Origin of the sequence: Rhodanobacter sp. Soil772 (assembly GCF_001428385.1) — a bacterium.
GTDB lineage: Bacteria > Pseudomonadota > Gammaproteobacteria > Xanthomonadales > Rhodanobacteraceae > Rhodanobacter.
This window is the reverse complement of sequence record NZ_LMSK01000001.1, coordinates 1108891-1135733: the sequence shown is the minus strand read 5'-3', so window position 1 is coordinate 1135733 and position 26843 is coordinate 1108891. Positions and strand designations below refer to the sequence as shown.

The following is a 26843-nucleotide window of genomic DNA, read 5'->3' as shown; positions in this document are numbered from 1 at the left end:
GGAAGTCCCTTGAGGGACAAGCGAGGGAGGGAGAAGAGCTGGGGCGTTATACCGGTCCTGGAGTCAGTCGTTCGCGCAGGCCGCCTTGCCGCTGGATCGGCCGCGCCAGCGCGGCGCGCAGCGAGTCGTCGGTAGTCCAGATTTCGACGTGGGCCTTGGCGCGCGAGATGGCCGTGTAGACCAGTTCGCGGGTGAGCACGCGGTTGTCCGGGTCGGGCGGCAGCAGCACGGCCACGTCGTGGTATTCCGAGCCCTGGCTGCGGTGGATGGTGATCGCCCAGGCGCTGTCGTGGGCGGGCAGGGCGCGTGGCGAGTAGCTGCGCAGGCCGGCGTTGCCGTCGCGGTCGCTGAGCTCGAACCACACGCGCAACCCTTCCGCGCCTTCCAGCGCAATGCCGACGTCGCCGTTGAACAGGCCGCGGGCGTAGTCGTTGCGGGTGACGATGACGGGGCGGCCGTGGTACCAGGCGCGGCTGCCGTCGATGCCGAAACGGGCGGCGAGCCGGCGCGCGATCAGGTCGTTGAGGCCTTGCGCACCGAACGGGCCGTCGCGCAGCGCGCACAGGATCTGCAGCTGGCGCAGTCGCTGCAGCGCCTCGGCCGCGTCGATGGTTGGCGTCAGCAGCGATTGCAGCAGCTCGGCGTGGCGTTCGATCCAGCCGTCGACGCAGGCGCGCAAGGCGTGGGCATTGGGGCAGTGGCGCAGGTGCAGGTCGCCGTCGCTGCGTGCACTCAGCAGAGCATCCAGCCAGGCGGGGTCGGGCGTATCGCGCAATGCCTCGACGCCGCGCTGCAGGCCGCTGCCGGCACGCCAGGTGTGGCTGAGCGTGAGTACCTGGCCGGCCAGCGGGACGGCGTCGGCAGCGAGGTCGGGCGCCTGTTGCAGCAGCGGCGCGAGCAGGTTGGCCAGCGGCGGCGGCAGATGATTGCGTGGCGTGCCGGCGACGATGTCGGCCAGCACGGAGCCGGCGTCGACCGAGGCCAGCTGGCCCGGGTCGCCGAGCAGGATCAGCACCGCCTCGGGGCGCAACGCCTGCAGCAGCTGGCGCATCATCGCCAGGTCGACCATCGATGCCTCGTCCACCACCACGATGTCCTCGGCCAACGGATTGTGCGGGCCGCGGCTGAAGCTGTTGTCCATCGGCCGGTAGCCGAGCAAGCGATGCAGCGTGCGCGCGTCGGCATGCGGGATGTGCTGCAGCAGATTCGACAGGTTGGGTCGAAGCGGATTCGTGGAATGGACATTGCCCGCCGGCTGTTGACCTTCGCCCAACGCCACCTGCAACTCGGCCTTGCCCTTGGCGATGGCCTGCACCAGGCGCTGCGCGGCCTTGCCGGTGGGGGCGGCCAGCGCGATGGACGGCTGCGCCGGCAGGCCGCAGGCTTGCGCGTGATGCAGCAGCATCAGCAGCATGCGGACGACGGTGGTGGTCTTGCCGGTGCCGGGGCCGCCGGTGAGCACGAAGAAGCGCGCGCCGGGCACGGCGGCTACGGCGGCGCGCTGCCCGTCGGTGGGGCCGGGCGGCATGCCGGCGAACAGTGTGTCCAGGTCGATGGTCAAGGTGTCGGCGGCGATCGGCAGCGTGCGTTGCGCGCAGCGCTGCAGGATCGCGTCGGCGAGCTTCACTTCGTGCTGCCAGTTGCGCCACAGATAGAAGCGGTGCTGCGCGTCGAGCACGAACGGGGTGAAGCGGGTGCCGTCGCCGACCCAGTCGTGCCGGCGCAGGGCGGCCAGCGCCTCGGTATCGAAACCGGCTTCGGTATCTGGGTCGGCCAGCCATGCGCAGGAATGGCCGTGGCCTTCGGCGGCACTGGCTGCGCGCACGGCCTGGGCGAGCAGGGCCGAGCCGGAGCGCTGCTGGACCCATTGCGCCAGGGTCTGGTCGATCGCGCGCTCGTCGGCGGTGGGCATGGGGTTCATGCGGCCGCCTCCTGCATGCCGGCGAAGGCATTGTCCAGCGCCTCGATCAAGGCTGCCGGCCAGCGCCGTCGCCATACGCCCAGTCCCGGCGCCAGGCCTATGGCACGCACGAACAGGTACCAGCTATCGCCGAGTTGGTGTTCAGCCGTATAGCCGTCCATTCGTTGGCCGAGGTAGCGATGCAGCGCCACGGTGTAGAGCAGTGCCTGCAGCGGATAGTGGTGCACGGCCATGGCGGCATCGAGCGAATCGCCCTGGTAGTCGTGCAGGTGCGCACCGAGCCAGTTGGTCTTGTAGTCGAGCACGTGGAAACGGCCGTCCCAGGCGCAGATCAGGTCGGCGAAGCCGACCAGCATGCCGTTCAGCGTGGTGGCGTCGAGGCTGGCCGGCACCACGTCGGCGTGGCCGTGGGCGGCGCAGATCCGGCGCAGCCGCGCCAGCGGCACCTGTTGTACCGGGAACTGGAATTCGAATTCGGTGATGCGTTGTCCGGTGGGCAGATCGACCAGCCGCAGGCCGTCGCCGAGATCGGCCTGGCGCACGCGGTCGATCATCCGGCCCACGCGCTCCAGCGCTTCGTCCGGCGCCAGGCCGTTGGCCTTGATCGCCTGCGCGGCCAGCTGGCCGTACAGCAGCTGGCGTTGCGCGGGCCAGACCGGGCCGGGCTGGGCCAGTTCCAGCACGTGATGCACGGCGTCGCCGAAGCGCGGGCCGCGCAGCGGGTACAAGGCCAGCAGGCGGCTGTCTTCGACAGTTTCGGCGGGTGGTTCCGCGCGGTCGGATTCTTCGGCGCCGTCGTCGTCGATCACCACCGCAGCTGCCGCGTAGCGGGTGAGGCCACTGAAGCTGTGCAGCCATTGGAACGGCCGCAGTTGCGGCAGCGGCGCCTGGGTGGCGCGCGGCGCGGTTATCTCGACGGGTGCCCGGTAGCGGGTGAAGACCTCGGCGAACGGCGGCGACAGTTGCATGCCGCCCAGAGCTGCGGCCAACCGGCCGAGCGAAGCCTCGCCTTCGGGCAACCCCAGCCGCCGCTGGGCCTGTCCGATCAGCAGGTCGATCGCCGCCCATTCCCATGCTTGCGCCTCGCCGCCGGGCAGCGGACCGCGGTCGACCCAGTACACGTGCACCGCGTGCACGGCGCGGGTCAGCGCCACGTAGAGCAGGCGCAGGCGTTCCTCCAGTTCCTCGCGGAAGTGCCGGCCGCGATGCTCGACGAAGTCGACCGAGCCGAGGTCGACGCAGCGTCGGCCGCTGGCGTCGTGGTAGCGCAACAGCTTCGGCGCGTAACTGCCGTTGCGGCTGCCGATGCGCCACACCAGCGGCAGGAACACGATCGGAAACTCCAGCCCTTTGCTGGCGTGGATGGTGAGCAGTTGCACCCGGCGCGCATCGCTCTCGATGCGCAACTGGCGCTCGTCAGCCGCCTCGGCGTCGCCGTCGCTGCCTTCCTGGCGCATTTCGAGCAGCCACGCGTACAGTCCGTCCAGTCCTTGCCGGGCGGCTTCTTCCGCGGCCAGCAGTTCGCCCAGGTGACGCAGGTCGGTGAGCACGCGTTCGCCCTCGGGCAACGCCAGCAGGGCGGTGGCGCGCGCGGCCAGCAGGGCTTCGATCAGCGCCAGCACGCCGCGCGTGCGGACCAGATCGCGCCACGTCTCGAAGCGCTCCAGCTCGCGCTCGAACGCGGCGGGTTGATCCTGCCAGGTGCGGAATTGTTCCAGCGTGGCGCCGAGCAGGGCGGTGGCCAGCGCGCCGCGCACGGCCTGGTCGTCGTCGGGGTGCAGCACGGCGTACAGGATCAGCTCCAGCTCGCGCGCGACCTCGCCGGCGAAGATGTTGCCGCGACCACTGCCCACGCAGGGCACGCCGCGCGCGACCAGCCGCGTGCGCAGCGCCACGATCTGGTTGTTGGTGGTGAGCAGCACGGCGATGTCGCTGGGTGTCACGCGTTGGCCACCGATCTGTTGTCGCGGATCGTTGAGCAGCTCGGCGATGCGGTTGGCGCAGTCGTCCAGCGCCAACGCTTCGAGTTCGCCGAGTGCCTTCAGCGGGTTGCCTTTCCGGTCGACTGCGTCGCCGCGAAACGGATGGATCACCAGAGGTTGCGCCACGGTTTCATCGTTGACGGTATACGGTTTTTCGTCCGCCTTGCCGGCCGGCGCAACCGACTGGTAGCGGATCTGCGGCCGGCCGAAGCCACCTTCGGTGTGGCCGTACCACGCGTTCAACGCCTCGACCAGGGCGCGGCTGGAGCGATGGTTGGTCCCCAGCGAAAAGCGCTGACCTGCCTGTTCGCTGGCGCGCAGGTAGGCGGCGATGTCGCCGCCGCGGAAACTGTAGATGGCCTGCTTGGGGTCGCCGATCATCACCAGCGTGCCGCGAGCGCGGTAGATCCGCTCGAAGATCGCGAACTGGCGCTGGTCGGTGTCCTGGAATTCGTCGATCAGCGCGACCGGGAAGGCTTCGTACAAGCGGTCGGCCAGTACGTCGTCGGCCTGTTCGCCGCAAAGCCGCTGGTACACCGCGTCGATCAGCATCGAGAACGTCATGACGTGGCGCTGGCGCGCGCGCTGCGGCATTTCCTCGCGGCAGGTTTGCGCTGCTTCGGCCAGCACGGCGCCGCGAGTGAAGGTGGTGCGCAACTGCAGCAGCGGACGCAGCGCCTGCAGGGTCTCGATCAAGGGATGGGCGTTGAGCGTGCCGGCGCTGGCGGGGGCTTCCTGTGCGAGTACCTGGTCGGGGTCGAACGTGTCGTCGAGTGCGGCAGCCAGCTGTTCTTCATCGTCGTCCTGCAGCGCGCGGGCGATCTTGTCGAGCCGGTTCGACAGCGCGCTCTTGCGCGGTGCGTAGAGGGTTTTGTCACCGGCCAGCCGCTGCAGTTCGGCGATGTTGTCGGGCGTGTGCAGCGCGGCCAGCCGGCGTTCGAGTTCGGCCAGGCCGCCGGCCTCGATCCGTGCGTCGGCGCTGTTCGCCAGCCCGCCGAGGTCACGCAGCAGGCCTTCGGGACCGTCCTTCAGCAGCAGCTCGGCTTCGCGCGGGTCGACGTTGCCGACGAGATAGCGGCGGCGCCAGAAATCCTCCACGCATTCGCGCATCAGCTGCTGTTCGTCGAACAGTTTGTCGTTGGCGAAGGCGGCGCCGCTTTCCAGTGGATAGTCGCGCTGGATGCGCTGGCACAGTGCGTGGATAGTGGAGACCGGCGCGCGGTCGAGGTCGCTGCGGGCGAGCTGGATCCGGCGCAGCGCGCGGCGGATGCAGTCTTCGTCGGGGCACAGTGCGGCCAGCCAGCTTTCCAGTGGATCGTCGCTGGCCATGTCGAGGGAGGCGGATGCGAGCAGCCGCTCGGCCTCGACCAGGCGCCGGCGCAGGCGTTCGCGCAATTCCTGCGCGGCGGCATCGGTGAAGGTGGTCACCAGGATCTGCTCCACCCGCAACTCGCGTTCGAGCAGCAGGCGCAGGTAGATCACGCCGATGTTCCAGGTCTTGCCGGTGCCGGCGCTGGCCTCGATCAGGGTGCGCCCATGCAGCGGCATGGCGCGCCAGTCGAGCGGGGGCAGGGCGTCGGCGGCGGTCATGATCGGAGGTCCTGCGCAACTTTCATCAATGCCGTATGTCCAGGGTCCAGCACGTCGCAGACCAGTTCGGTGGCGGCGACGAAGGCACGATGCGCGGAGCCGGCTTCGTCGAAAAGATCCAGGCCGCGACTCAGCAAGGCTGCGTAGCCGGGTGCGTAATCGCGTTCGCCGCCGTTGAAATCGTCGCCTTCCCAGACGGCGGCGGCCTTGGCGAGGCGGTCTTGCGGCGCGCTGGCGGCATAGGCTTGCGCGGTGCGCGGGAAGAACAGCAGCGGTTGCTGTTCGGCAGACAGGTACGCCTCGATCAGGCGGCGCAGCCCGTGGCGCAGTTGCGCGGCATCCTGCGCCAGCACGGGGACGAGCAGCCCCGCGCTGCGTGATTTCTTGTTGTTGGACGTGGGCTCCAGGTACTCGCCGTGCACGGCGTCGGCGTGGGTCAGCCGCAACGCGGCCCAGTCGATGTAGAAGGCGAGGATGTCCTTCAGCCCCGCGGCGCGCGAGGGTTGCGCGTCGAACAGCACGGGGCCGTCGACGCCGTGGAACACCCGGTCGACCACGCCGGTCAGGCGCAGGCCATCGCCGAGATCCAGGTCGACCGCCTGCGCCACGGGCTGCGCCCGGCCGTCGGCAAACAGCTTGTGCGCACCGTCGAGCAGGGGATGCAGCGAGTCGCGCAGTTGCGCGTAGGTCTGCTCGCCGATCGCGCCGCCGGCGAGCATGCCGGAGTGGGCCAGCCAGGCGGGCGGTTCATCGGGCAATTCGCGATGACCGGCGGCGAGCGCCTCGAACAGCAGCCGGTGATCGACGCGCTCGATGCGGTCGAGCCCGGTCTCCAGCGGTTCGCGATCGGGCCAGCCGGCGTTGTCCAATGCCTGAAGGCTGATGCCGTGACCGCGCAGCAGTGCGTCCCGGGCGGGGTCGCGCCAGTAGCGCTTGAGTGCGGCCAGCGCGATCTCGCCACCGGTGGGCAGGACTTTCGTGGCGGTCGGTGCGGGCGTGATGAAGCACTGGCCGTCGTCCGCCGCGGGCGTGGCGAGGAAGGCCGGGTCGTACGAGAACAGCCGCGGATCGTGCCGCGGTTGGCCTTCGGCGTCGCGTTCGTAGTAGCGCGCGTCGAACGGCTGCAGTGGGTGGCGGATGCGCCATGGCCGTTCGGCCTTGTCGTCGTCGGCGATGGCGTGCTGCTCGTCGAGGAACTGCAGCAATTCGGCCAGCGGCGCGGCGGGATTGCGCGGCTTGCCGTCGCGCACGCCTTCGCCGACGTAACTGATGTGCAGCACGTCGCGCGCCGACATCAGCGCTTCCAGGAACAGGTAGCGGTCTTCGCTGCGGGTGTCGCGGTCGCCGCGGCGCGGCTGGCTGAGAATTTTGTTGAGGCCGGCGTCGTTGCCGGGGCGTGGGAACTCGCCCTCGTTCATGCCGAGCAGGCAGACCACGCGGAACGGGATCGAGCGCTGCGGCACCAACCCGCAGAAGGTCACCCCGCCGAGCAGGAAGGCTTGCCGCTCCGGCACCGCGTCGAGCGCACCGCGCAACGCCTCGCGCGCCACGCTCCATGGCAATGCTGCGTGGACGTCGGCCTCGGCGGCCTGGCTGGCAAGACCGGCGACGAGCCGGCGCAGGGCGTCGAGCGCGTTCTGCTCGGCGTCGTCACGCGGGTCGGCGAAAAACAGCGCGTCGATCCGCTCCAGCAGCCATTCGCTCCACGCGGCCAACGGGCGCGCGCTGGCGAAGGCGTGGCGCGCCTGGCGCAGTTCGCCGAGCAGGCGGTCAAACTGGCCCAGCGCTTCCACCGCGCTGCCGGCGACGCCCTGCAGCGGCAGGACGCCGTCGAGCAGTTCGTCATCCGCATCCTGGCCCACGATCAACCCGGCATACATGCGGTCGAAGCCGAACTGCCACGAATTCGTGTCGACCGCCGCCGCGCCGGCCTCGGCCTTCATCGCGGCATCCAGGCCCCACGCCACGCGGGCGCGGCGCAACCAGCGCTCCAGCGCGTTGCGGCCGCCGGCGTCGATCGCGAAACGCCGCGCCACCGCCGGCACGTCGAGGAAGTCCAGCACCTCGCTGACCGTGAAGCGGCTCTCGGCCAGGTCCAGCACCTGCGCAAACGCGCTCATCAGCGGATGCGCACGGGCCAGCCCCACGTCGGCCAGGTGCCAGGGAATGTGCAGCGGATCGCTGCGGTACTGCGCCGGCTCGCCGAACACCGCCGCCAGGTAGGGGGCGTACGCGCTAATGTCCGGTGCCATCACCACGATGTCGCGATGCTGCAGCGTAGGGTCGTCGGCCAGGCAGCGCAGCAGGCTGTTCTTCAGCACTTCCAGTTCGCGCAGGCGGGTGTGGCAGGCGTGCACGCGCAGGCTGGCGTCGTGGCGCAACGCGGGCAGGATGTCGCGCAGGCTGGCGCCGCTGGCTTGTTGTTCGCGAATCGGCGCACCGACCAGTTCCGGCTGCAGGCAGCGGATGCTCGACTGCAGCCGGGCGAGCAGCGCGGTGGCTTCGTCGAGCGGCTCGGCTTCGTCGAGCGGGTCGCGCTCGTCGATCGCGTCGCACTCGTCCAGGGTGAGGCAGAAATCCTGCGCGATGCGGCCGAGCGCCACCAGCAGCGGATGGCCGACCTCGTAATACAGCGCTTCGGGATCGTCCGCGTGGGCAAGCAGGAAGCGCTGCTTGCGCAGATACACCCAGTGCTCGCGGCAGGGATCGGGAAAATACAGGTGCACCGGCGTGTGCAGCGCGGTCGCCTGCAGTGCTGCCAGCACGTCGGGCGGCAGATGGCTGACGCCGAACACATGCAGCGGCGGGTCGCTGGCCAGGTCGTTGCCGGTACGCAGCGCATCGAGCAGGGCGGCGCTGCGCTGCGCGCGGTGCGGACGCTGGATCGAGGTTCGCAGCCGATGCCACAGCGTCGCCTGCCAGTCGCCGTCGTGGCGGGCCGGATGCTGTTCCCAGTCGAGGATCCAGTCCGGCCGGTAGATCAGGTACTGGGTGTACAGGCCGGCGAGGTGCTCGGCCAGCTGGAAACTGCGCCGCGCGGCATCGTCGCCGGCCAGGTAGGCGCGGACTTCCGCCGCGTTCGACGTGGACAACACCTGCAGCAGGCGCCAGCGCAGCACTTCGTGCCGATACGCGCCGCCGATCAGTGCCTCGTCGCCCAGCATGCGGCGCGCGCAGCGCTCGAACCACTGCCACGGCAGGATCATCTCGACGTTGGCGGCGATGCCGTGCCCGCCTTGCGGACCACGACGCTGCGCCAGGCGGCCGAGCAGCCAGCGCTGCAACCCCGGGTGCGCCACCACCACGGTCTGCGCGGCCAGCGGATTGGCCGGCCGCTGCGCTTCCAGCTGCAGCGCCAGTGTATCGGCCAGCCGTTCGGTGCGGCTGCCGCGATGGACGATCAGCCCGCCTGGGTTTTCCTTCATCCCTTCCTGCCCTGATGACGCAATGCGTACAGCATAGCGAGCCGCGGCTCATCGTTTGCGATTGTGGTTTCGGTCGCCTGCAGGCTGCCGTGTCGATTTGCCGGTTCGCCGTTCGTCGTCTGGATAGAGCCAGGGTTGGCGTGCCTGGCTCCCGCCTCATTCGAAGGAGACACGACGATGCGATGCATGGTGATAGTGAAGGCGACTTCGGACTCGGAAGCCGGCGTGATGCCCGGCAAGCAGCTGCTGACCGAGATGGGCAAGTTCAACGAGGAGCTGGTGAAGGCCGGCATCATGCTGGCGGGCGAGGGTCTGCATCCCAGTTCGAAGGGCGTGCGGGTGAGGTTCTCGGGGCGCACGCGCACGGTCACCGACGGGCCGTTCGCAGAGACCAAGGAACTGGTTGCCGGGTTCTGGCTGTGGCAGGTGAAGTCGATGCAGGAGGCGATCGAGTGGCTCAAGCGCGCGCCGTTCGACGACGATGCCGAGATCGAGATTCGGCAGGTGTTCGAGGCCGAGGATTTCGGCGCCGAGTTCACTCCCGAACTGCGCGAGCAGGAGGAGCGGCTGCGCGCGCAGGTCGCGGCGAAATCATGAGTCGGACCATGGACCGGTTCTGGCGCGGGCATGCCGGGGAGCGACCGTCGTGCGTTTCATGATGTGGCTGATCCCCGGTGCTGGCGAAAGCGGGGCGCCGGGAAGTGGGTTCGATACCGCTGGCGTGGACGCGATGGCGCGGTACAACCAGGCGCTGTGGCGGGCCGGCGTGCTGCTTGCGCTGGACGGATTGTGCCCGCCGTCGATGGGCGCGCGCGTCTTCTTCGCCGGCGGCAGGCCCGAGCTCGTCGATGGCCCGCGCGCCGGGGCGGTGGATGCGCCCGCCGGCTACTGGATCATCGATGTCGCGTCGCTGGACGAGGCCATCGCCTGGGCTTCGCGTTGCCCGGCAGCGGCCGGCGAGGCCATCGAAGTGCAGCGGGTGCAGGAGTTCGCGGACCTTGCCGCCGACGTGCGGCAGGCGTTGGCCCGGGACAACGACGAACGGGTGGATGACGCGAAGCAGGACGGTCTCCGCCGCCATCCCGTCGGCGCGTCCTGACGGAAGGCTTCAAGAGTCGAAATGGGAAACAGGGAAGGCGTGGCCTGCGGCCTTGCGCCGGCGCAGCGGGGATGGTGTGATCGGTCGCCATGAGCGTGACCGATACCCATCGCACCATCGACGCCGTCTGGCGGATCGAGTCGGCCCGGCTGATCGCCGGCCTCACCCGCATGCTGCGCGACGTCGGCTTGGCCGAGGAGCTGGCGCAGGATGCGCTGGTAGTGGCGTTGGAGCAGTGGCCGCAAACCGGCGTGCCGGACAATCCCGGCGCATGGCTGATGACCACCGCAAAGCATCGTGCGATCGACCGGCTGCGCCGCAGCAAGCTGCTCGAACGCAAGCACGAGCAACTGATGCACGAGCTGGAGCACGAGCAGGAATGCGCAAGGTCCGCGGACGAGGCGGCGCTGGACGACCCGTTCGGCGACGACCTGCTGCGGCTGATCTTCACCGCCTGCCATCCGCTGCTGTCCATGGAAGCGCGCGTGGCGCTGACCCTGCGCCTGCTCGGCGGCCTGACCACGGAGGAAATCGCGCGCGCCTTCCTGGTGCCCGAGCCGACCATCGCGCAGCGCATCGTTCGCGCCAAGCGCAGCCTCGGCAAGGCCGCGGTGGCGTATGAGGTGCCCCGCGGCGACGAGCTTGCCGCACGCCTTTCGTCGGTGCTCGGGGTGATCTACCTGATCTTCAACGAAGGCTACTCGGCTACCGCCGGCGACGACTGGATGCGCCCGGCCTTGTGCGAGGACGCCCTGCGCCTGGGCCGGGTGCTGGCCGGCCTGATGCCGCGCGAGCCCGAGGTGCATGGCCTGGTGGCGCTGATGGAGCTGCAGGCCTCGCGTTCGCGCGCACGGGTGGACGCGCGCGGCGAGCCGATCCTGCTGCTGGAGCAGGATCGGGCGTTGTGGGACCGGCTGCTGATCCGCCGCGGTCTGGCCGCGCTGGAACAGGCCCGCAGGCTGGGAGGTGCGCTGGGTCCGTATGCGCTGCAGGCGGCGATCGCCGCCTGCCATGCGCGTGCGCTGACCAGCGAGGAGACCGATTGGTTGGGTATCGCGGCGCTGTATGCGACGCTGGCCCGGGTGATGCCGTCGCCGATCGTCGAACTCAACCGCGCGGTGGCCGTGGGCATGGCCGGCGGTGCGGCGGCGGGCCTCGAACTGGCCGATGCCCTGGTCGACGAGCCGAGCCTGCAGAGGTACCACCTGCTGCCCGCGGTGCGGGGCGATTTGCTGGCCCGGCTGGGCCGCGTCGACGAGGCGCGCCGGGAGTTCGAGCGGGCGGCCAGGCTGGCCATGAACCGGCGCGAGCGCGAGCTGATGCGCAAGCGCGCCCGGGTATGCGGGGAGAGCGCGTCGCCCGGGTGAAGGGTCCAGTCCGGGGCATGTGCGCGGCACCGCGACGGATGATGGATTAATGCGGGCTCCCGTGATGAAGTATGACCACGGTCGACGCACCGTTTGTTCGTTCTAGGGGAGTTCGCAAGCGGGTGAGCAGCCAGGAGCAGGCACGTGGCGAACTTCGCGAACGCTTCTACCGGAGCGTGGCGGAAACCCTCGCGCTATTGCATGCGACGCCGGATCGCGACCGCCGCCTGGTCATGGTCACGATCGCGGGCATTCTGGCCTCGACCATGGATCTTCCGCTGGTCTGGATCGGGCGGCGCAAACCGGGGCACAGCGCCATCGAGGTACTGGCGGCGGCAGGACCCGCCGCGGCTTACGCGGCTGCGCTGCGCCTCAGCACGGATGAATCCGCCCCCGGCGGGCGCGGGCCGGTGGCGATGGTGCTGCGCCAGGAACGGGCGCGGGCGACCCCGGTCGACGCGCCGGAGTTCGCGCCGTGGCGGGACGCCGCGCGGCGGCACGGTTTCGGTTCCTGCATCGTGGCTGCATCGCGGACGCGTGACGATGGCCAGCTGGTGCTGGCCGCCTACTCCCGCGACGACGGCCCCAGCCTGAGCGGGGAACTGCTCGATTGGGCGCAGCGGCTGGTCGACGAACTGAGCCGGTTCTGGGACCACCAGCTGCTGCTGGAGCGCAGCACGCGGATGAGCCGCTACCGCGATGCGCAGCGCACGATCCAGCGGGCCCTGCTCGAGCAGCCCGACCCGGAATCGGTCTATCGCACGCTGGCCCGGGCGCTGGCCGACATCGCCGGCGCCGCCGGAGTCGACGTGTTCGCCGCCGATGGCGCCGACCACATGCTGCGGCGGGTGGCCCTGGTTGGCCCGATCGCGAACATCCTGCGCGGCCTGCCCCTGCCGCCGCGGCACGACGACAGTCCGACCGTGCTCACGCCGACGCAAGCCTTCATGCAGGGCGCGCCGGTCATCCGGCGGCATCCCCGCGGTGCACCGCAGTCCGACCGGGCGTTCCGCAAGGAGCTGCTCGAACATGCCGGTGCGGTGGGGTGCTGGCCGTTGTTTGCGTCCTCTGCCGATACGGTCGGCGCGGCGCGGGTGCCGACCGGCGTATTCGTCGTGGTCACCGTCGAGTCGGATGCTTTTGACGACGAGATGTGCCGCCTGCTGGACGAGATCGCCGACGCGACCGGCCTGGCGCTGCGGCAGCACGCGCAGCGGCACGCCCTGCTGCAGGAGAAGGAACGGCAGACCTACCTGGCCCTGCACGACGATCTCACCGGCCTGCCCAACCGCCGCGCGCTGGATCGGCACCTCGAGACCGTGCTGGCCCGCGCCCGGCGGCGCGGGCGACTGGTGGCGGTGGGGCTGCTCGACCTGGACGATCTGAAGCCGATCAACGACCGCCACGGCCATGCCGTGGGCGATCGCCTGCTGGTCGAGATGGCGGGCCGGTTCCAGCAGATGCTCCACGCCGGCGACTACGTGGCCCGACTGGGTGGCGACGAGTTCGTGCTGGTGTTCGAGGATCTCGAAGCCGAGGCGGACGTCGACGGGTTGCTGGAGCGCATCGGTGGAGTCCTGCAGCTCCCGGTGACGATCGACGGCACGGCCATGTCCGTGGGCGCCAGCCTGGGCATCGCGATGTATTCCGGCGAAGTCCAGGCGACCGGCGAGCAGCTGCTGCGCCGCGCCGACCAGGCGATGTACCAGGTGAAATCGCGCAAGCGGTACCGCTCGCACTGGTGGTCGCTGGTTTCGCCCAATGGCGTGACGGACCAGGCCGACGAGCTGGACGCCGCCGCCTCGCCCTATGGCGAACAAGCCGCCATGCTGCTGGGCGCCTGCAGCAAGGCGTGGGAGCCACGGTTGCCCGGCATCGTGGAAAGCTTTCATGCCGGGCTGCGTTCGCATGACGGCATTGCCCGGCTGCTGGACCTGCTTCCGGCCGCGGATGTGAAGGCGTTCGGGGAGCATCAGCTGCAGCACCTGCAGGCCCTGCTGCAAGCGGATCTCGACATGGCCGGCCACCGCGCCCGGGCGACCCGGACCGGCCTGTTCCACGCGGCCTGCGGGCTCGAGGAAGTCTGGCTGCTGGAGGCGATCGAGCAGTTGCGCGACATCCTGGCGACCACGCTGGCCGGCGTCGGCCGGACCGACCATCGTGCGCTGGGCATCCTGCTGCAGCGGTTGGGCATGGAGCGGCAGTGGCAACTGGAAAGCATGCGCGAACTGCAGCGCCGCCGGGTGGCCTTGCTGGCCAGGGTCAACGCACTGGCGTGGTCGGCCGAAGGCTACCTGGAACTGATCCAGGGCGTGGCCGACATCCTGGTATCGCACGATGAAGTCATCGCTTGTTCGGCGGGGCGCCCGGACGCGTCGGGCCAGCTGACCTACGAAGCGGTGGCGGGAACGGCCTTTGCCGAATACCTGCACGCGCTGGTCAGCGGCAAGGCAGTGCCGATCCGGGTCGAGGCTGGCCGGCCGGAGGGACAGGGTCCCAGCGGGCGCGCCTGGCGCACGGCGACGATCCAGCGTTGCGCCCACTACGGCAGCGACCCGTCGATGACGAATTGGCGCGACATCGCGCTGGGTCTCGGGGTGGTTTCCAACGTTGCCATTCCGCTATGCCCGTCGCCGCTGAAACCGGCGGTCGTGCTGACCGTGTACAGCCCGTACGCCGGCGGCTTTCACAGCGAAGACCAGCGGGCTTTCCTCGAACAGATCAAGACCGTGCTGGACCTCGCCCTGGCGCGCCTGGCACCGCCGCGCCAGGGCACCGAACTGCTGCCGTTCTTCGTGCGCGAACGCTGGCGCGCAACGGTTGCGACCGATGCGCTGCAGATGCACTACCAGCCGCTGGTCAGGCTTGCCGATGGCCGGGTTACCGAGGTCGAGGCGCTGGCGCGGTTGCGCGACGATGACGGCGACCTGCTGGCGCCGGCCAGGTTTCTTCCCGCGCTGGGCGCGGACGATTTGCTCGTGCTGTTCCGCCAGGGGCTAGTCCAGGCCGCCGCCTGCCGCGAATTGCTGTTGCAGGCGGGCCATGCGTTGGACATCTCGGTGAATGCACCCGCGGCCGCGCTGGAGGACCCGCGCTATGCCGAAGTGGCGGCGGCGGTCATCGCCAGCAGCGGCTGTGCGGCGCAAGCGCTGTTGTTCGAGATACTCGAATCGCCGATCGGCACCGAGCATGCCGCCGTGCCGCAGGGCTCGGGCATGCAGTCGCTCAAGACCCTGGGCGTACGCCTGGTCGAAGACGACCTCGGCGCGGGCTACAGTTCGCTCATCCGCCTGCGCCAGTGGCCGTTCGACCGGATCAAGATCGACCAGGCCATCGTCAGCCAGGCCCGGCAGGATCCGCTGGGCACGTTGCGTTTCATCCGTCAGCTGATCCGGATCGGGCACGACCTGCGGCTCGAAGTGGTCGTCGAGGGGCTGGAGTCGCCCGAACTGATCGAGGCCGCAACGATCCTTGGCGCGGATTTCGGCCAAGGTTATGCGCTGGCGCGACCGATGCCTGCCGACGCGTTGCCCGCCTGGCTGGCGCGGTACCGGTGCGAGCGAGACTCCACATGGCCGCGAACCGGGCTGGGCGCACTCGCCGGCGAGCTGCGCTGGGAGGAACAGTTCATCGCCTTGCCGGCCGAGCCGGCGTTCTGGGCCCGGCATGCGCAGGTAAGTTGCGACCCGGGTGAATACCTGCATGACCCGGGACTTGGTGCCGTGCTGAATGCCAGTCACCAGGCCATGCACACGGCGGCCAAAGCCGGCCCGTCCGACCCCGACTACCGACGCGAGCGCGAAACCTTCCTTGCGCTGCTCATCGAGCGCGTGCTCGGCGACGTTCATCCCTGAGGAAGCGCGTGCCCGGCAGAAACGAACAAGAGCCCGGCAATGCCGGACCCTTGTTCGTCGGATTCGATGGTGGGCGGTACAAGGGTCGTTGTGTGACACCTGCCGTGTGAAGTGCCCGTTGCTACATGCACGCTGCGCRTTTGASGGTGCCCAAACGACGAAACCGGCCGTGGGGCCGGTTTCYGGATTCGATGGTGGGCGGTACAAGGATCGTTGTGTGACACCTGCCGTATGAAGTGCCCGTTGYTACACGCACGCTGCGCATTTGACGGTGCCCARACGACGAAACCGGCCGTGGGGCCGGTTTCYGRATTCGATGGTGGGCGGTACAAGGATCGAACTTGTGACACCTGCCGTGTGAAGGCAGTGCTCTACCGCTGAGCTAACCGCCCACTGCGAGCGCGCAATTTTAGGGGCAGTCGCGGGGCGGGTCAATGCCTCGGATGGGTCGTGATGCGGCAAGGGTAGGGGTGCGGGTTGCTAGACTTGCCTCCCCTTACGTCAAAAGCGCACCACCATGGAACTCTTCAGCGTTCACCTGGCCAGCATTCTCCGCGCCTTGCAGCAGTTCGAGCTGACACCGTGGAAGGCTGTCGGCCTGCTCGGCTCGGTAATGTTCACCAGCCGCTGGTTCGTGCAGTTGTACTACACGCGCAAGCTGAAACGGGTGGTGATGCCGCTGGCGTTCTGGTGGCTGTCGGTCTGCGGCAGCATCCTGCTGCTGGCGTACTTCATCATCGGCAAGAACGATTCGGTGGGCATCATCTCGAACTTCTTCCCCGCGTTCGTCTCGGTCTACAACCTGGTCGTGCACCTGCGCCACCGCAAGAACAGCATCACCGGCGACGCCACCGTGTGATGGCGTAACCGGGATTCACGGTCATTCCGGCTCGTAATCGAGGTTCGAGGCGAGCCAGCGTTCCGCTTCGGCGAGGGTCCAACCCTTGCGCTTGGCGTAATCCTCGACCTGGTCCTTGCCGAGCCGGCCGACCACGAAGTACTGGCTGCCTGGGTGCGAGTAGTACCAGCCGGAGACGGCGGCGGCGGGGTACATCGAGAAACCTTCGGTGAGTTCGATGCCGGTGTTGCGGGTGACGTCGAGCAGTTCGAACAGGGTGGCTTTCTCGGTGTGCTCGGGGCAGGCGGGGTAGCCGGGCGCCGGGCGGATGCCGCGGTATTTTTCGGCGATCAGCGCGTCGTTGTCGAGCGCCTCGTCCGGCACGAAGCCCCAGAACTCTTTGCGCATGCGCTCGTGCATGTGTTCGGCGAACGCTTCGGCGAGGCGGTCGGCCAAGGCCTTGAGGATGATCGAGGAGTAGTCGTCGTAATCGGCCTGAAAGCGGGCCAGATGTTCCTCGATGCCGAGGCCGGCGGTGACCGCGAAACCGCCGATCCAGTCGGGTTTGGCGAACTCCTTCGGCGTGATGAAGTCGGCGAGACAGAGGTTGGGGCGCTCGATCGGCTTGTCGGCCTGCTGGCGCAGGCTGCACAGCGTGGCGAGCCGCTTCGTGCGACTGGTGTCGGTGTAGACCTCGACGTCATCACCGATGTTGGCGGCCGGCCACAGGCCGATCACGGCGCGGGCGGTCAGCCACTTCTCGGCGATGATCTTGTCCATCATCGCCTGCGCATCCTTGAACAGCTCGCTGGCCTGCGGGCCGACCACTTCGTCGGTGAGGATGGCCGGGTAGTGGCCGGCCAGCTCCCACGCCTGGAAGAACGGCGTCCAGTCGATGTAGCGGCGGATCGTGGCGAGGTCGTAATCGTGAAATACGGTGACGCCCGGCTGCTTCGGCTGCGGCGGATCGTAGGCCGCCCAATCGCAGCTGAAGCGGTGTGTGCGCGCATGTTCCAGTGATACCAGTTTCTTGCCGGGGCCGCGATTGCGGTGGCGTTCGCGCACGTCGGCGTATTCGAGACGGATCTTTTCGAGGAATGCTTCGACCAGATCCTTGCTGACCAGCGACTGCGCCACGCCGACCGCGCGCGAGGCGTCCTTCACCCACACGGTGCCGGCCTTGTAGTGCGGCTCGATCTTCAGCGCGGTGTGCGCGCGCGACGTGGTGGCGCCGCCGATCAAGAGCGGGATGTGGAAGTTCTGCCGCTGCATCTCACGGGCGACCTGGCCCATTTCCTCCAGCGATGGGGTGATCAGGCCGGACAGGCCGATCATGTCGGCGTTCTCGGCAATCGCGGTTTCCAGGATCTTCTGCGCCGGCACCATCACGCCGAGGTCGATCACCTCGAAGTTGTTGCAGCGGAGCACCACCGCGACGATGTTCTTGCCGATGTCGTGCACATCGCCCTTGACTGTGGCCATCACGATCTTGCCGTTGTTCTTGCCGGTGTCGCCGGTGCGCAGCTTTTCCGCCTCGATGTAGGGCAGCAGGTAGGCCACCGCCTTCTTCATCACGCGGGCGGATTTCACCACCTGCGGCAGGAACATCTTGCCGGCACCGAACAGGTCGCCGACCACGTTCATGCCGTCCATCAGCGGGCCTTCGATCACGTCGAGCGGGCGTGTCGACAGCTGGCGCGCTTCTTCGGTGTCCTCGACCACGTACTGGTCGATGCCGTGCACCAGCGCGTGACTGAGGCGCGCGCGCACGTCCTTTTCGCGCCAGGCCAGGGTCTCGACCACGGCTGCGCCGCGCTTGCCCTTGTAGTTGTCGGCGATCTCCAGCAGCCGCTCGGTGGCGTCCTCGCGGCGGTTCAGCACCACGTCCTCGACGCGCTCGCGCAGCGGCGGGTCGATGTCGTCCATGATCGTCAGCGCACCGGCGTTGACGATGCCCATGTCCATGCCGGCCCTGATCGCGTGGTACAGGAACACCGAATGGATCGCTTCGCGCACGGTGTTGTTGCCGCGGAACGAGAACGACACGTTGGAGACGCCGCCGGAGATGTGGCAGTCGGGGAAGCGCTGCTTCAGCTCGCGCGCGGCGTTGATGAAATCCACCGCGTAGTTGTTGTGTTCCTCGATGCCGGTGGCGATGGCGAAGATGTTCGGGTCGAAGATGATGTCTTCGGGCAGGAAGTCGAGTTCCTTCGTCAGCAGCTCGTAGGCGCGTGAGCAGATCGACACCTTGCGTTCGCAGGTGTCGGCCTGGCCTTGCTCGTCGAAGGCCATCACCACGGCGGCGGCACCGTACTGCTGCACCTTGCGCGCGTGTTCGAGGAACTGCGCCTCGCCTTCCTTCATCGAGATCGAGTTGACGATGCCCTTGCCCTGCAGGCAACGCAGGCCGGCCTCGATCACCGTCCACTTGGACGAGTCGATCATGAACGGCACGCGGGCGATGTCGGGTTCGGACGAGATCAGGTTGACGAAGCGGGTCATCGCCGCCTCGGAGTCGATCAGGCCCTCGTCCATGTTGATGTCGATCACCTGCGCGCCGTTGGCGACCTGCTGGCGGGCGACCTCGACGGCTTCGTCGTAGCGGTCTTCCTTGATCAGCTTCTTGAACTGTGCCGAGCCGGTGACGTTGGTACGCTCGCCGACGTTGATGAACAGCAGGTCGGGCGTGATGACCAGCGGTTCGAGGCCGGACAGGCGGGTGTGACGCGCCATGTTATGCGGCCTCCGCTTGATCGGCGGAAGGCAGCACGCGCGGTGCGACGTCGCACACCGCGTCGGCGATCGCCCTGATGTGCGCCGGCGTGGTGCCGCAACAGCCGCCGACCAGGTTCAGCAGACCGTCGCGGGCGAAGCCGCCGATCACGCTGGCCATGTGTTCGGGAGTCTCGTCGTATTCGCCAAAGGCGTTCGGCAGGCCAGCGTTCGGATGCGTGCTGACGTAGGTTTCGGCGAGGTTGGCCAGGGTCTGTACGTGCGGGCGCAGGTCTTCGGCGCCGAGCGCGCAGTTGAAGCCCACCGACAGCGGTCGCGCGTGGCGCACCGAGTAGTAGAACGCCTCGGCGGTCTGGCCGGACAAGGTGCGCCCGGAGCGGTCGGTGATGGTGCCGGAGATCATCACCGGCATCCGTGCGCCACGCTGGTGGAACAGTTCGCTCAGCGCGAACAGCGCGGCCTTCGCGTTCAGGGTGTCGAAGATCGTCTCGACCATGATCACGTCGGCGCCGCCGTCGATCAGGCCGTTGGCGGATTCGGTGTAGTTCTCCGCCAGTTCCTCGAACGTGACGTTGCGGAAGCCCGGATCGTTGACGTCCGGCGACAGCGAGGCGGTGCGGCTGGTGGGGCCGAGCACGCCGATCACGAAGCGCGGCTTTTCCGGTGTCTTCGCGGTCATCGCATCGCAGGCGGCGCGCGCGAGCCGGGCGCCTTCGCGGTTCAACTCCTGTGCCAAGTGCTGCAGCTTGTAGTCGGCCTGGCTGATCCGGGTGGAGTTGAAGGTGTTGGTTTCGACCAGGTCGGCGCCAGCTTCCAGGTAGGCGTCGTGCACGCCGCGGATGATCTGCGGCTGGGTCAGCGTGAGCAGGTCGTTGTTGCCGCGCAGGTCGCAGCCTGGATGATCGTGGGCATGCGCGTGACCGTCGTGGCCGTGTTCGAAGCGCTCGCCGCGGAAGCCGCCTTCATCCAGCTCGTGTGCCTGCAGCATGGTGCCCATGCCGCCGTCGAGGACCAGGATGCGTTGGCGCAGCGCCTGCTCCAGCAGGGCGACGCGGTCGGGGTGGAGCCAGGGCAGGGTACTCATCGAACTTCCTTTGGTTAAGCGGTGCAACGGTGTTCACGCGGGCTTGCGCGCCAGCAGGCTGATCACTTCGAAATGCGGCGCCTTGCGCTCGCGGCTGAGCCGGTTGCAGCTCAGCACGTCGAGGCCGGCGGCGCGGGCATAGCCGTCGAGCTGCTCGTTGCTGAAGCCGAGGTTGCGGTGGTCGAACGGTTCGACCGCGGCGCGGTGATCGTGCTGGCCCAGCGTCACGGCGAGCAGGCGGCCGCCGGGGCGCAGCAGTCGTGCGGCTTCCGCCACGGCTTTCGCGGGGTGTTCGGCATAGGTCAGCGCGTGCAGCATCAGCACCAGGTCGAAGCGCTGTTTGCCCAGCTCCAGCGCGTGCATGTCGCCCTGGACCACGCGCACGTTGGCGAACGCCTTCAGCCGCTTGGCGGCGGCCTCGACGACGCGCTCACTGGAGTCCACACAGACGATTGAATGCGCGTGCGGGGCCAGCAACTCGGCGGTGATGCCGTCGCCGGAGGCGATGTCGAGCACGTCGCCGGTGCCCAACAGCTGCAGCAGCGAGCGCGCCAGGGTTTCCCAGGTACGGCCGGGTGAGTAGTGGCGCTCCATGTCGCCGGCCACGGTGTCGGCCCAGCCCTCCTCGCGGGCGCGGTTGGCGAGCACGCCGGGCAGGCGCGCCGAATCCTCGCGCAGCAGCGCGTCGTCGATGCTGGCGCGCAGCGAGGCGAGCAGGTTGTGCTGCGCCTCGTCGCCCTCGTTGTTGGCGCGGTAGTAGGCCGACACGCCGGCGCGGCGGTCGCGCACCAAGCCGGCTTCCTTGAGTTTGGCCAGGTGAGTGGACACGCGCGGCTGCGCCAGGTGCAGCACCGCGGCCAGCTCAGCCACGGTGAGTTCCTCGTGTTCGAGCAAGGCCAGCAGGCGTACGCGGGTGGGGTCGGCCAGTAGCCGGAGCACGCTGGAGGCGGTGGACAGGTCCATCGGCATCCTTTTATCGCGATATAAAGATGTATAGGCTAGGCGCGGTTTGCCGGGGCGTCAAGCGGCGCGCCTTTTGTGGCTTTCGGATGGTGAGGGGTGGTTGCGCAAGGCGGCACTGCCCGCCCTGCGCAACGGGGTAGCGTCTGTTCGCCGCGCACGACGTCGGTGGCGCGGGCCGCTAGAATAGTCGGCTGGCCTGTGGCCTCCACCAGTTTTCGCCTTGATCAGCCGTCGTACGCGGCGCCGGGAGTAGTGCATGGATTTCCGATTTACCGAAGACCAGTTGTCGATCCAGTCGATCGCCCGCGACTTTGCGCAAAAGCGCATCGTGCCGGTGGCGGCCGAGCTGGACGCCAAGGGCGAGTTTCCGCTGGACAACATCCGCGAGATGGGCCAGCTCGGCCTGATGGGCATCGAGGTGCCGGAAGCGTACGGCGGCGCCGGGATGGACCCGGTCGCCTACGTGCTGGCGATGATCGAGATCGCCGCGGCCGACGCAGCCACCGCGACCGTGATGTCGGTGAACAATTCGCTGTTCTGCAACGGCATCCTCAAGCACGGCAACGAAGAGCAGAAGCAGAAGTTCGTGCGCGCAATCGCCACCGGCGAGGCGATCGGCGCGTACGCGCTGACCGAGCCGCAGTCCGGCTCCGACGCTTCGGCCATGCATACCCGCGCCACGAAGAACGCCAACGGCGACTGGGTGATCAACGGCAAGAAAAGCTGGATCACCTCCGGTCCGGTGGCGCGCTACATCGTGCTGTTCGCCATCAGCACGCCGGGCATCGGCGCCAAGGGCGTGTCGGCCTTCATCGTCGACACCCAGCTGCCGGGCTTCCACGCCGGCAAGACCGAGCCGAAGCTGGGCATCCGTGCGTCGGCCACCTGCGAGATCGAATTCACCGACTATGTGCTGTCGAAGGAAAACCTGCTCGGCGAAGAGGGCAAGGGCTTCTCGATCGCGATGGGCGTGCTCGACGCCGGCCGCATCGGCATCGCCTCGCAGGCGGTCGGCATCGCCCGCGCTGCGTACGAGGCGACCCTGCAGTGGTCGCGCGACCGCAAGGCCTTCGGCGCGCCGATCGGCACGTTCCAGATGACCCAGTCGAAGATCGCCGACATGAAGTGCAAGCTGGATGCGGCGACCCTGTTGACCCTGCGTGCGGCGTGGATGAAGGGCGAGACCGAGAAGCACGGCGGCCGTTTCGGCACCGAGGCGGCGGTGGCCAAGCTCACCGCGTCGGAAGCGGCGATGTGGATCAGCCACCAGGCCGTGCAGATCCACGGCGGCATGGGCTACTCGAAAGAGATGCCGCTGGAGCGCTACTTCCGCGACGCCAAGATCACCGAGATCTACGAAGGCACCAGCGAGATCCAGCGGCTGGTGATCGCGCGGGCGGAGACGGGTCTGCGCTGAAGAGCAAGGAGTGAGTGGAGAGGAGTGAGAAACGAGAGACAGCCCACACCTCAAGCATCTCCATCAGCGTGAAGCAGGAAACAAAAGGCCCCGGCTTGCACCGGGGCCTTTTGTTTTAGTCCTGCCGTGAAGTGATGAGCAGCGAGCTTTCTCTCTTTCCTCACTCCTCTCCACTCACTCCTCGCGCTTACGCGCCGCGGCGCGGATCCGAATCGAACGACTGCATGCCGTTGTGGCTCGTTGCCGGCGGTGCCGGCGTATCGCCATCCAGCTTGTCGCCGAGCAGGCGCCGTACCACCACGTAGAACACCGGGATCAGCAGCACGCCGAGGAAGGTGGCGAACAGCATGCCGCCGATCACGCCGGTGCCGATCGCATGGCGCGCGTTGGCGCCGGCGCCGCTGGAGATGAACAGCGGGAGCACGCCGAGGATGAAGGCCAGCGAGGTCATCAGGATCGGCCGCAGTCGCAGTCGTGCCGCTTCGATCACGCTCGCGCGCAGCGTCTGTCCGCGTGCCTGCTGCTCCACCGCGAACTCCACGATCAGGATCGCGTTCTTCGCCGCCAGGCCGATCACCGTGATCAGGCCGATCTTGAAGTAGATGTCGTCGGGCAGGCCGCGCAGCAGGGTGAACACCACCGCGCCGAGCATGCCCAGCGGCACCACCAGCAGTACCGAGACGGGAATCGACCAGCTTTCGTACAGCGCGGCCAGTGCCAGGAACACGATCACGATCGACAGCACCATCAGCAGCGTGGCGGCATTGCCGGAGAGGATTTCCTGGTACGACTGGCCGGTCCAGTCGAAGCCGAAGCCCGTGGGCAGGTCGTCGGTGACGATCTTCTCCATCTCGCTCATCGCCTCGCCCGAGGCGTGCCCCAGCGCCGGCGAGCCGACGATCTCCACCGCTGCGTAGCCGTTGTAGCGGGTCAGCGAGGGCGAGCCTACTTCCCACTTCGCGTGCACCACGTTGGACAGCGGGATCATCGCCGGCGTGCCGGCGGCGGTGACCTGCGTGCTGGGCGTGAAGAAGTGCTGCAGCGCGTCCGGGCTCATGCGATAGGGCGCGTCGGCCTGCATGATCACGCGCTTCACGCGGCCGCCGTAGGTGAAGTCGTTCACGTACACCGGCGCCAGCATCAGGCCGATCGCGTTGTAGATGTCGCCCACCGACAGACCCATCGATTGGGCCTGGATGCGGTCGACGTCCAGGCGCAGCTGCGGGGAATCTTCCAGCGCGTTGGGGCGCACGCCGGTCAACAGCGGGTCCTGGCTGGCCTTGCCCAGCAAGGTGTTGCGGGCCGAGGTGAGTGCGTCGCGGCCGGCGCCGCTGCGATCCTGCAGGTACATGTCGAAGCCGCCGAACTGGCCCAGACCCTGCACGGTGGGGATGTTCGCCACGAAGATGCGCGCGTCGCGGATGCCGTGCAGCTCCATGTTCGCGCGCTGGATGAACTCGGCGGCGGTGACGTCGCGCTTGTCCCAGTCCTTGAGCTTGATGAAGGCCATGCCGGCGTTCTCGCCGGCGCCGATGAAGCTGAAGCCGGTCACCTGGATCACGCCTTCGACGGCGCTGTCCTTGTCGAGGATGGCGCGCATCTGCGCCATCACCTCGCTGGTGCGTTGCCGGGTGGCGCCAGGCGGCAGCTGGATCACCGACAGGGCATAACCCTGGTCCTCTTCCGGCAGGAAGCTGCCGGGCAGGCGGGTGTACAGGAAGCCGCCGAGTATCGCGATCAATACGAACACCAGCATCCAGCGCGGCGCGTGGCGCACCGCGGTGCCGATGTGGCCGGTGTAGGTATGCGTGGTCCAGCTGAAGAACTCGTTGAACTTGCGGAAGACGATGTTCTTCTTCTTGTGGTGCTCCGCCTGCAGGAAGCTGGCGCACAGCGCCGGCGTGAACGACAGCGCGAGGATCGCGGAGAACGCCATCGACACCGCGATGGTCAGCGCGAACTGCTTGTAGATGATGCCCGAGGCGCCCGGCTGCAGCGCCGAGGGGATGAACACCGCCGCCAGCACCACGGTGATCGCCACGATCGCGCCGGTGATCTGGCCCATCGCCTTCTTGGTGGCTTCCTTGGGCGAAAGGCCCTCCTCGGTCATGATGCGTTCGACGTTTTCGATCACCACGATCGCGTCGTCGACCACGATGCCGATCGCCAGCACCATGCCGAACAAGGTCAGCTGGTTGATGGTGAAGCCCAGCACCAGCATGCCGAGGAAGGTGCCCAGCAGGGCCACCGGAATCACCAGGGTGGGAATGATGGTGGCGCGGATGTTCTGCAGGAACAGCAGCATCACCAGGAACACCAGGATGACCGCCTCGATCAGGGTGTGCACCACCTCGTTGATCGAGATATTCACGAACGTGGTGCTGTCGTACGGGCTGAACCAGCTCACGCCCTGCGGGAAGCTGGGCGCGATCTCGTCCATCTTGCCGCGCACGGCAGTGGCCACATTCAGCGCGTTGGCGCCGGGCAGCAGCTGGATCGCGAAGGCGCCGATCGGCTTGCCGTTCCAGGTAGTGTCGAAGCCATAGTTGCCCGGGCCGAAACTGATCTTCGCCACGTCGCCGAGGGTGACCGTGGTGCCGTCCGGGTTCGCGCGCAGGATGATGCCGGCGAACTGCTCGGGTGTGGTGAAGCGGCCCTCGGTGGTGACGGTGGCGGTGAAGCCCTGGCCGGCCGGCGCGGGGTCGGCGCCGATCGAGCCGGCGGCGAACTGCACGTTCTGCGCCTTGATCGCGGCCAGCACCTGCGAGGCCGACAGGCCGTAGCCCTGCAGCTTGTCGGGGTTCAGCCAGATGCGCATGGCGTATTCGGAGCCGAACTGCTGGGTGCTGCCGACGCCGGGCACGCGCGAGATCTGGTCGAGCACGCGCGAGCCGACGATGTCGCTGAGGCGATCACGGTCGATGTTCGGGTTGTCCGACTGCAGCGCCACCACCATCAGGAAGCCGGCGTTGGCCTTGGCCACCACCACGCCCTGCTGGGTCACTTCGGACGGCAGGCGCGGCGTGGCCAATGCCACCTTGTTCTGCACCTGCACCTGGGCGATGTCCGGGTCGGTGCCGCTCTCGAACGTCAGCGTGATGCTGGCGCGGCCACTGGCGCTGGACGACGAGCTGAAGTACAGCAGGTGGTCGATGCCGGTGAGCTGCTGTTCGATCACCTGGGTGACCGATTTCTCGGTGGTGTCGGCGCTGGCGCCGGGATAGGTCGCATTGACCACGACCTGCGGCGGCGCGATCGACGGGTACGATTCCACGCCCAGGTTGAGAATCGCCAGGACGCCACCCAGGGAAATCAGGATGGCGACCACCCAGGCGAAAATCGGGCGGTCGATGAAGAAACTCGGCATGTCCGGACTCCCTTACTTGCCGCGCGCCGGCGCGCTGGCGGCCGCGGGGCCGTGGTTGCCCGCGGTGCTGGGTTGCCACGGCGAGGCCTTGGCCGGTTCGCCTTCCTTCACGTTCTGCACGCCCGAAACGATCACCTGCTCGCCCGCGGCGAGGCCGGCGGTGACCACCCAGTTGCCGCCGCTCGCGGCACTGGTGGTGACGTCGCGGCGCGCGACCTTGCCGTCCTTGCCGACGGTGAACACGTAGGCGCCCACGGTGTCGCGCAGGACCGCCAGCTGCGGCACCAGGAATACCTTGTGCTGCTCGCCGAGCTGCGCTTTCAGCGTCACGTACATGCCCGGCAGCAGGCCGTGCTTCGGGTTGGGAATCTGCGCGCGCAGGTTCACCGCGCCGGTGGCCGGGTCGACCGTGGTGGAGGAAAAATCGAGCGTGCCCGCCTCAGCATAGGCGCTGCCGTCGGGCAGGGCGATCTGCACGCTGGCCTTGTTCGGGTCGGCCAGGGTGACGTTGCCGCTGCTCTGCGCGTGGCGCATCTGCTCCATGTCGGCCACGCTCATGGTGAAGTTCACGTACAGCGGGTCGATCTGGTCGACGGTGGTGAGCAGGGTGGCTTCGCCGTTGCCGACCAGCGCGCCCTCGGTCACCTGCTGCTGGCCGGCGCGGCCATCGATCGGTGCGGTCACGCTGGCGTAGCCGAGGTTGATGCGGGCGGTCTGCACGTTGGCCCGCGCGGCCTGCACCGCGGCGGCGGCACTGCGTTCGGCGGCCAGCGCGTTGTCCAGGTCGGACTTCGAGACGTAGCCCTTCGGTGCCAGCTCGCGCACGCGCTGTGCGGTGACCTTGTTGTTGGTATAGGTCGCCTGGGCCTGCGCCAGTGATGCCTGGGCCGCATCCAGCGTGGCCTTTAGCGGCGCCGGGTCGATCTGGAACAACAGCTGGCCCTGCTTGACGTCAGTGCCTTCGGTATACGCACGCTTGAGCAGCACACCGGCCACGCGGGCGCGCACGTCGGCGCTGCGGTAGGACGACAGGCGGCCGACCAGGTCCTTGGTCAGCGGCGAGCTTTGCGGCTGCACCCGGATCACGCCGACTTCCGGCGGCGGCATCTGCGGTGGGCCTTGTTCCTTGCCTTTGCCGCAGGCGGCCAGCGCCAGCAGGCCCAGGCACAGCAAGGGTGTGCGCAGTGATGAGGACTTCATGGG

At 68.3% G+C, this 26843-nt stretch carries 14 protein-coding genes and 1 tRNA gene; 6 read left to right on the top strand and 9 right to left on the bottom strand.

The window, feature by feature from the left end; translation table 11 throughout:
* Positions 1-46: 46 nt before the first annotated feature.
* Genes recD through recC form a run of 3 tightly spaced genes read right to left on the bottom strand, consistent with a single transcriptional unit; the run spans position 47 to position 8918 of the window.
* The gene (gene recD, locus ASG75_RS05300) at positions 47-1921 is read right to left on the bottom strand and encodes an exodeoxyribonuclease V subunit alpha (RefSeq protein WP_056386369.1); all 1875 of its coding nucleotides are present in this window, start codon (positions 1919-1921) and stop codon (positions 47-49) included.
* Positions 1918-5493: a UvrD-helicase domain-containing protein gene (locus ASG75_RS05295; protein WP_056386367.1), complete on the bottom strand. Its 3576-nt coding sequence runs from the start codon at positions 5491-5493 to the stop codon at positions 1918-1920. The genes recD and ASG75_RS05295 overlap by 4 nt, the downstream gene beginning before the upstream one ends.
* Entirely contained in the window at positions 5490-8918 is a 3429-nt protein-coding gene (recC, locus tag ASG75_RS05290; protein ID WP_056386365.1) for an exodeoxyribonuclease V subunit gamma, read from the bottom strand. Before recC ends, ASG75_RS05295 begins: the two co-directional genes overlap by 4 nt.
* Before the next feature lie 177 nt (positions 8919-9095).
* On the opposite strand from recC, the gene ASG75_RS05285 reads away from it, so the two are divergent.
* The 4 genes from ASG75_RS05285 (at position 9096) to ASG75_RS05270 (ending at position 15238) form a co-directional block, all read left to right on the top strand.
* Positions 9096-9515, top strand: a complete 420-nt coding sequence (locus ASG75_RS05285) for a YciI family protein (protein ID WP_056386363.1) — start codon at positions 9096-9098, stop codon at positions 9513-9515.
* Between the two features lie 58 nt (positions 9516-9573).
* Entirely contained in the window at positions 9574-10017 is a 444-nt protein-coding gene (locus ASG75_RS05280) for a YciI family protein (RefSeq protein WP_200935599.1), read from the top strand.
* Between the two features lie 89 nt (positions 10018-10106).
* A complete protein-coding gene (locus ASG75_RS05275) occupies positions 10107-11384 on the top strand; it encodes an RNA polymerase sigma factor (RefSeq protein WP_056386360.1) in 1278 nt (425 codons plus the stop codon).
* A 122-nt stretch (positions 11385-11506) separates the two neighbouring features.
* Positions 11507-15238, top strand: coding sequence for an EAL domain-containing protein (locus tag ASG75_RS05270; protein WP_056386358.1), 3732 nt, complete (start codon positions 11507-11509; stop codon positions 15236-15238).
* 317 nt (positions 15239-15555) lie between these two features.
* Here the strand turns inward: ASG75_RS05270 and ASG75_RS05265 are convergent.
* Positions 15556-15630, bottom strand: a tRNA-Val gene (locus ASG75_RS05265).
* Between the two features lie 125 nt (positions 15631-15755).
* On the opposite strand from ASG75_RS05265, the gene ASG75_RS05260 reads away from it, so the two are divergent.
* Complete coding sequence (locus tag ASG75_RS05260; protein WP_056386356.1) at positions 15756-16097, top strand: lipid-A-disaccharide synthase N-terminal domain-containing protein; 342 nt, start codon at positions 15756-15758, stop codon at positions 16095-16097.
* A 21-nt stretch (positions 16098-16118) separates the two neighbouring features.
* On the opposite strand, the gene metH is transcribed toward ASG75_RS05260, so the two are convergent.
* From metH to ASG75_RS05245, 3 genes are read right to left on the bottom strand one after another with little or no spacing between them, the layout of a single operon-like run.
* Positions 16119-18809 carry a methionine synthase gene (metH, locus tag ASG75_RS05255; RefSeq protein ID WP_056386354.1) on the bottom strand — a complete coding sequence of 897 codons (2691 nt, stop codon included), beginning with the start codon at positions 18807-18809 and terminating at the stop codon, positions 16119-16121.
* 1 nt (position 18810) lies between these two features.
* The gene (locus tag ASG75_RS05250) at positions 18811-19893 is read right to left on the bottom strand and encodes a homocysteine S-methyltransferase family protein (protein WP_056386352.1); all 1083 of its coding nucleotides are present in this window, start codon (positions 19891-19893) and stop codon (positions 18811-18813) included.
* A 33-nt stretch (positions 19894-19926) separates the two neighbouring features.
* Positions 19927-20856: a metalloregulator ArsR/SmtB family transcription factor gene (locus ASG75_RS05245; protein ID WP_056386350.1), complete on the bottom strand. Its 930-nt coding sequence runs from the start codon at positions 20854-20856 to the stop codon at positions 19927-19929.
* A gap of 256 nt (positions 20857-21112) precedes the next feature.
* On the opposite strand from ASG75_RS05245, the gene ASG75_RS05240 reads away from it, so the two are divergent.
* Positions 21113-22273 (top strand): acyl-CoA dehydrogenase family protein, encoded by a 1161-nt coding sequence (locus ASG75_RS05240; protein WP_056386348.1) that lies wholly within the window; start codon positions 21113-21115, stop codon positions 22271-22273.
* A 187-nt stretch (positions 22274-22460) separates the two neighbouring features.
* Here the strand turns inward: ASG75_RS05240 and ASG75_RS05235 are convergent, their stop codons facing one another.
* Together ASG75_RS05235 and ASG75_RS05230 are read right to left on the bottom strand one after the other, a co-directional pair.
* On the bottom strand, positions 22461-25640 hold the full coding sequence (locus ASG75_RS05235; protein WP_056386345.1) for a multidrug efflux RND transporter permease subunit: 3180 nt from the start codon (positions 25638-25640) through the stop codon (positions 22461-22463).
* Positions 25641-25652: 12 nt separating this feature from the next.
* Positions 25653-26840, bottom strand: coding sequence for an efflux RND transporter periplasmic adaptor subunit (locus ASG75_RS05230; RefSeq protein WP_056386344.1), 1188 nt, complete (start codon positions 26838-26840; stop codon positions 25653-25655).
* Between the last annotated feature and the right edge of the window lie 3 nt (positions 26841-26843).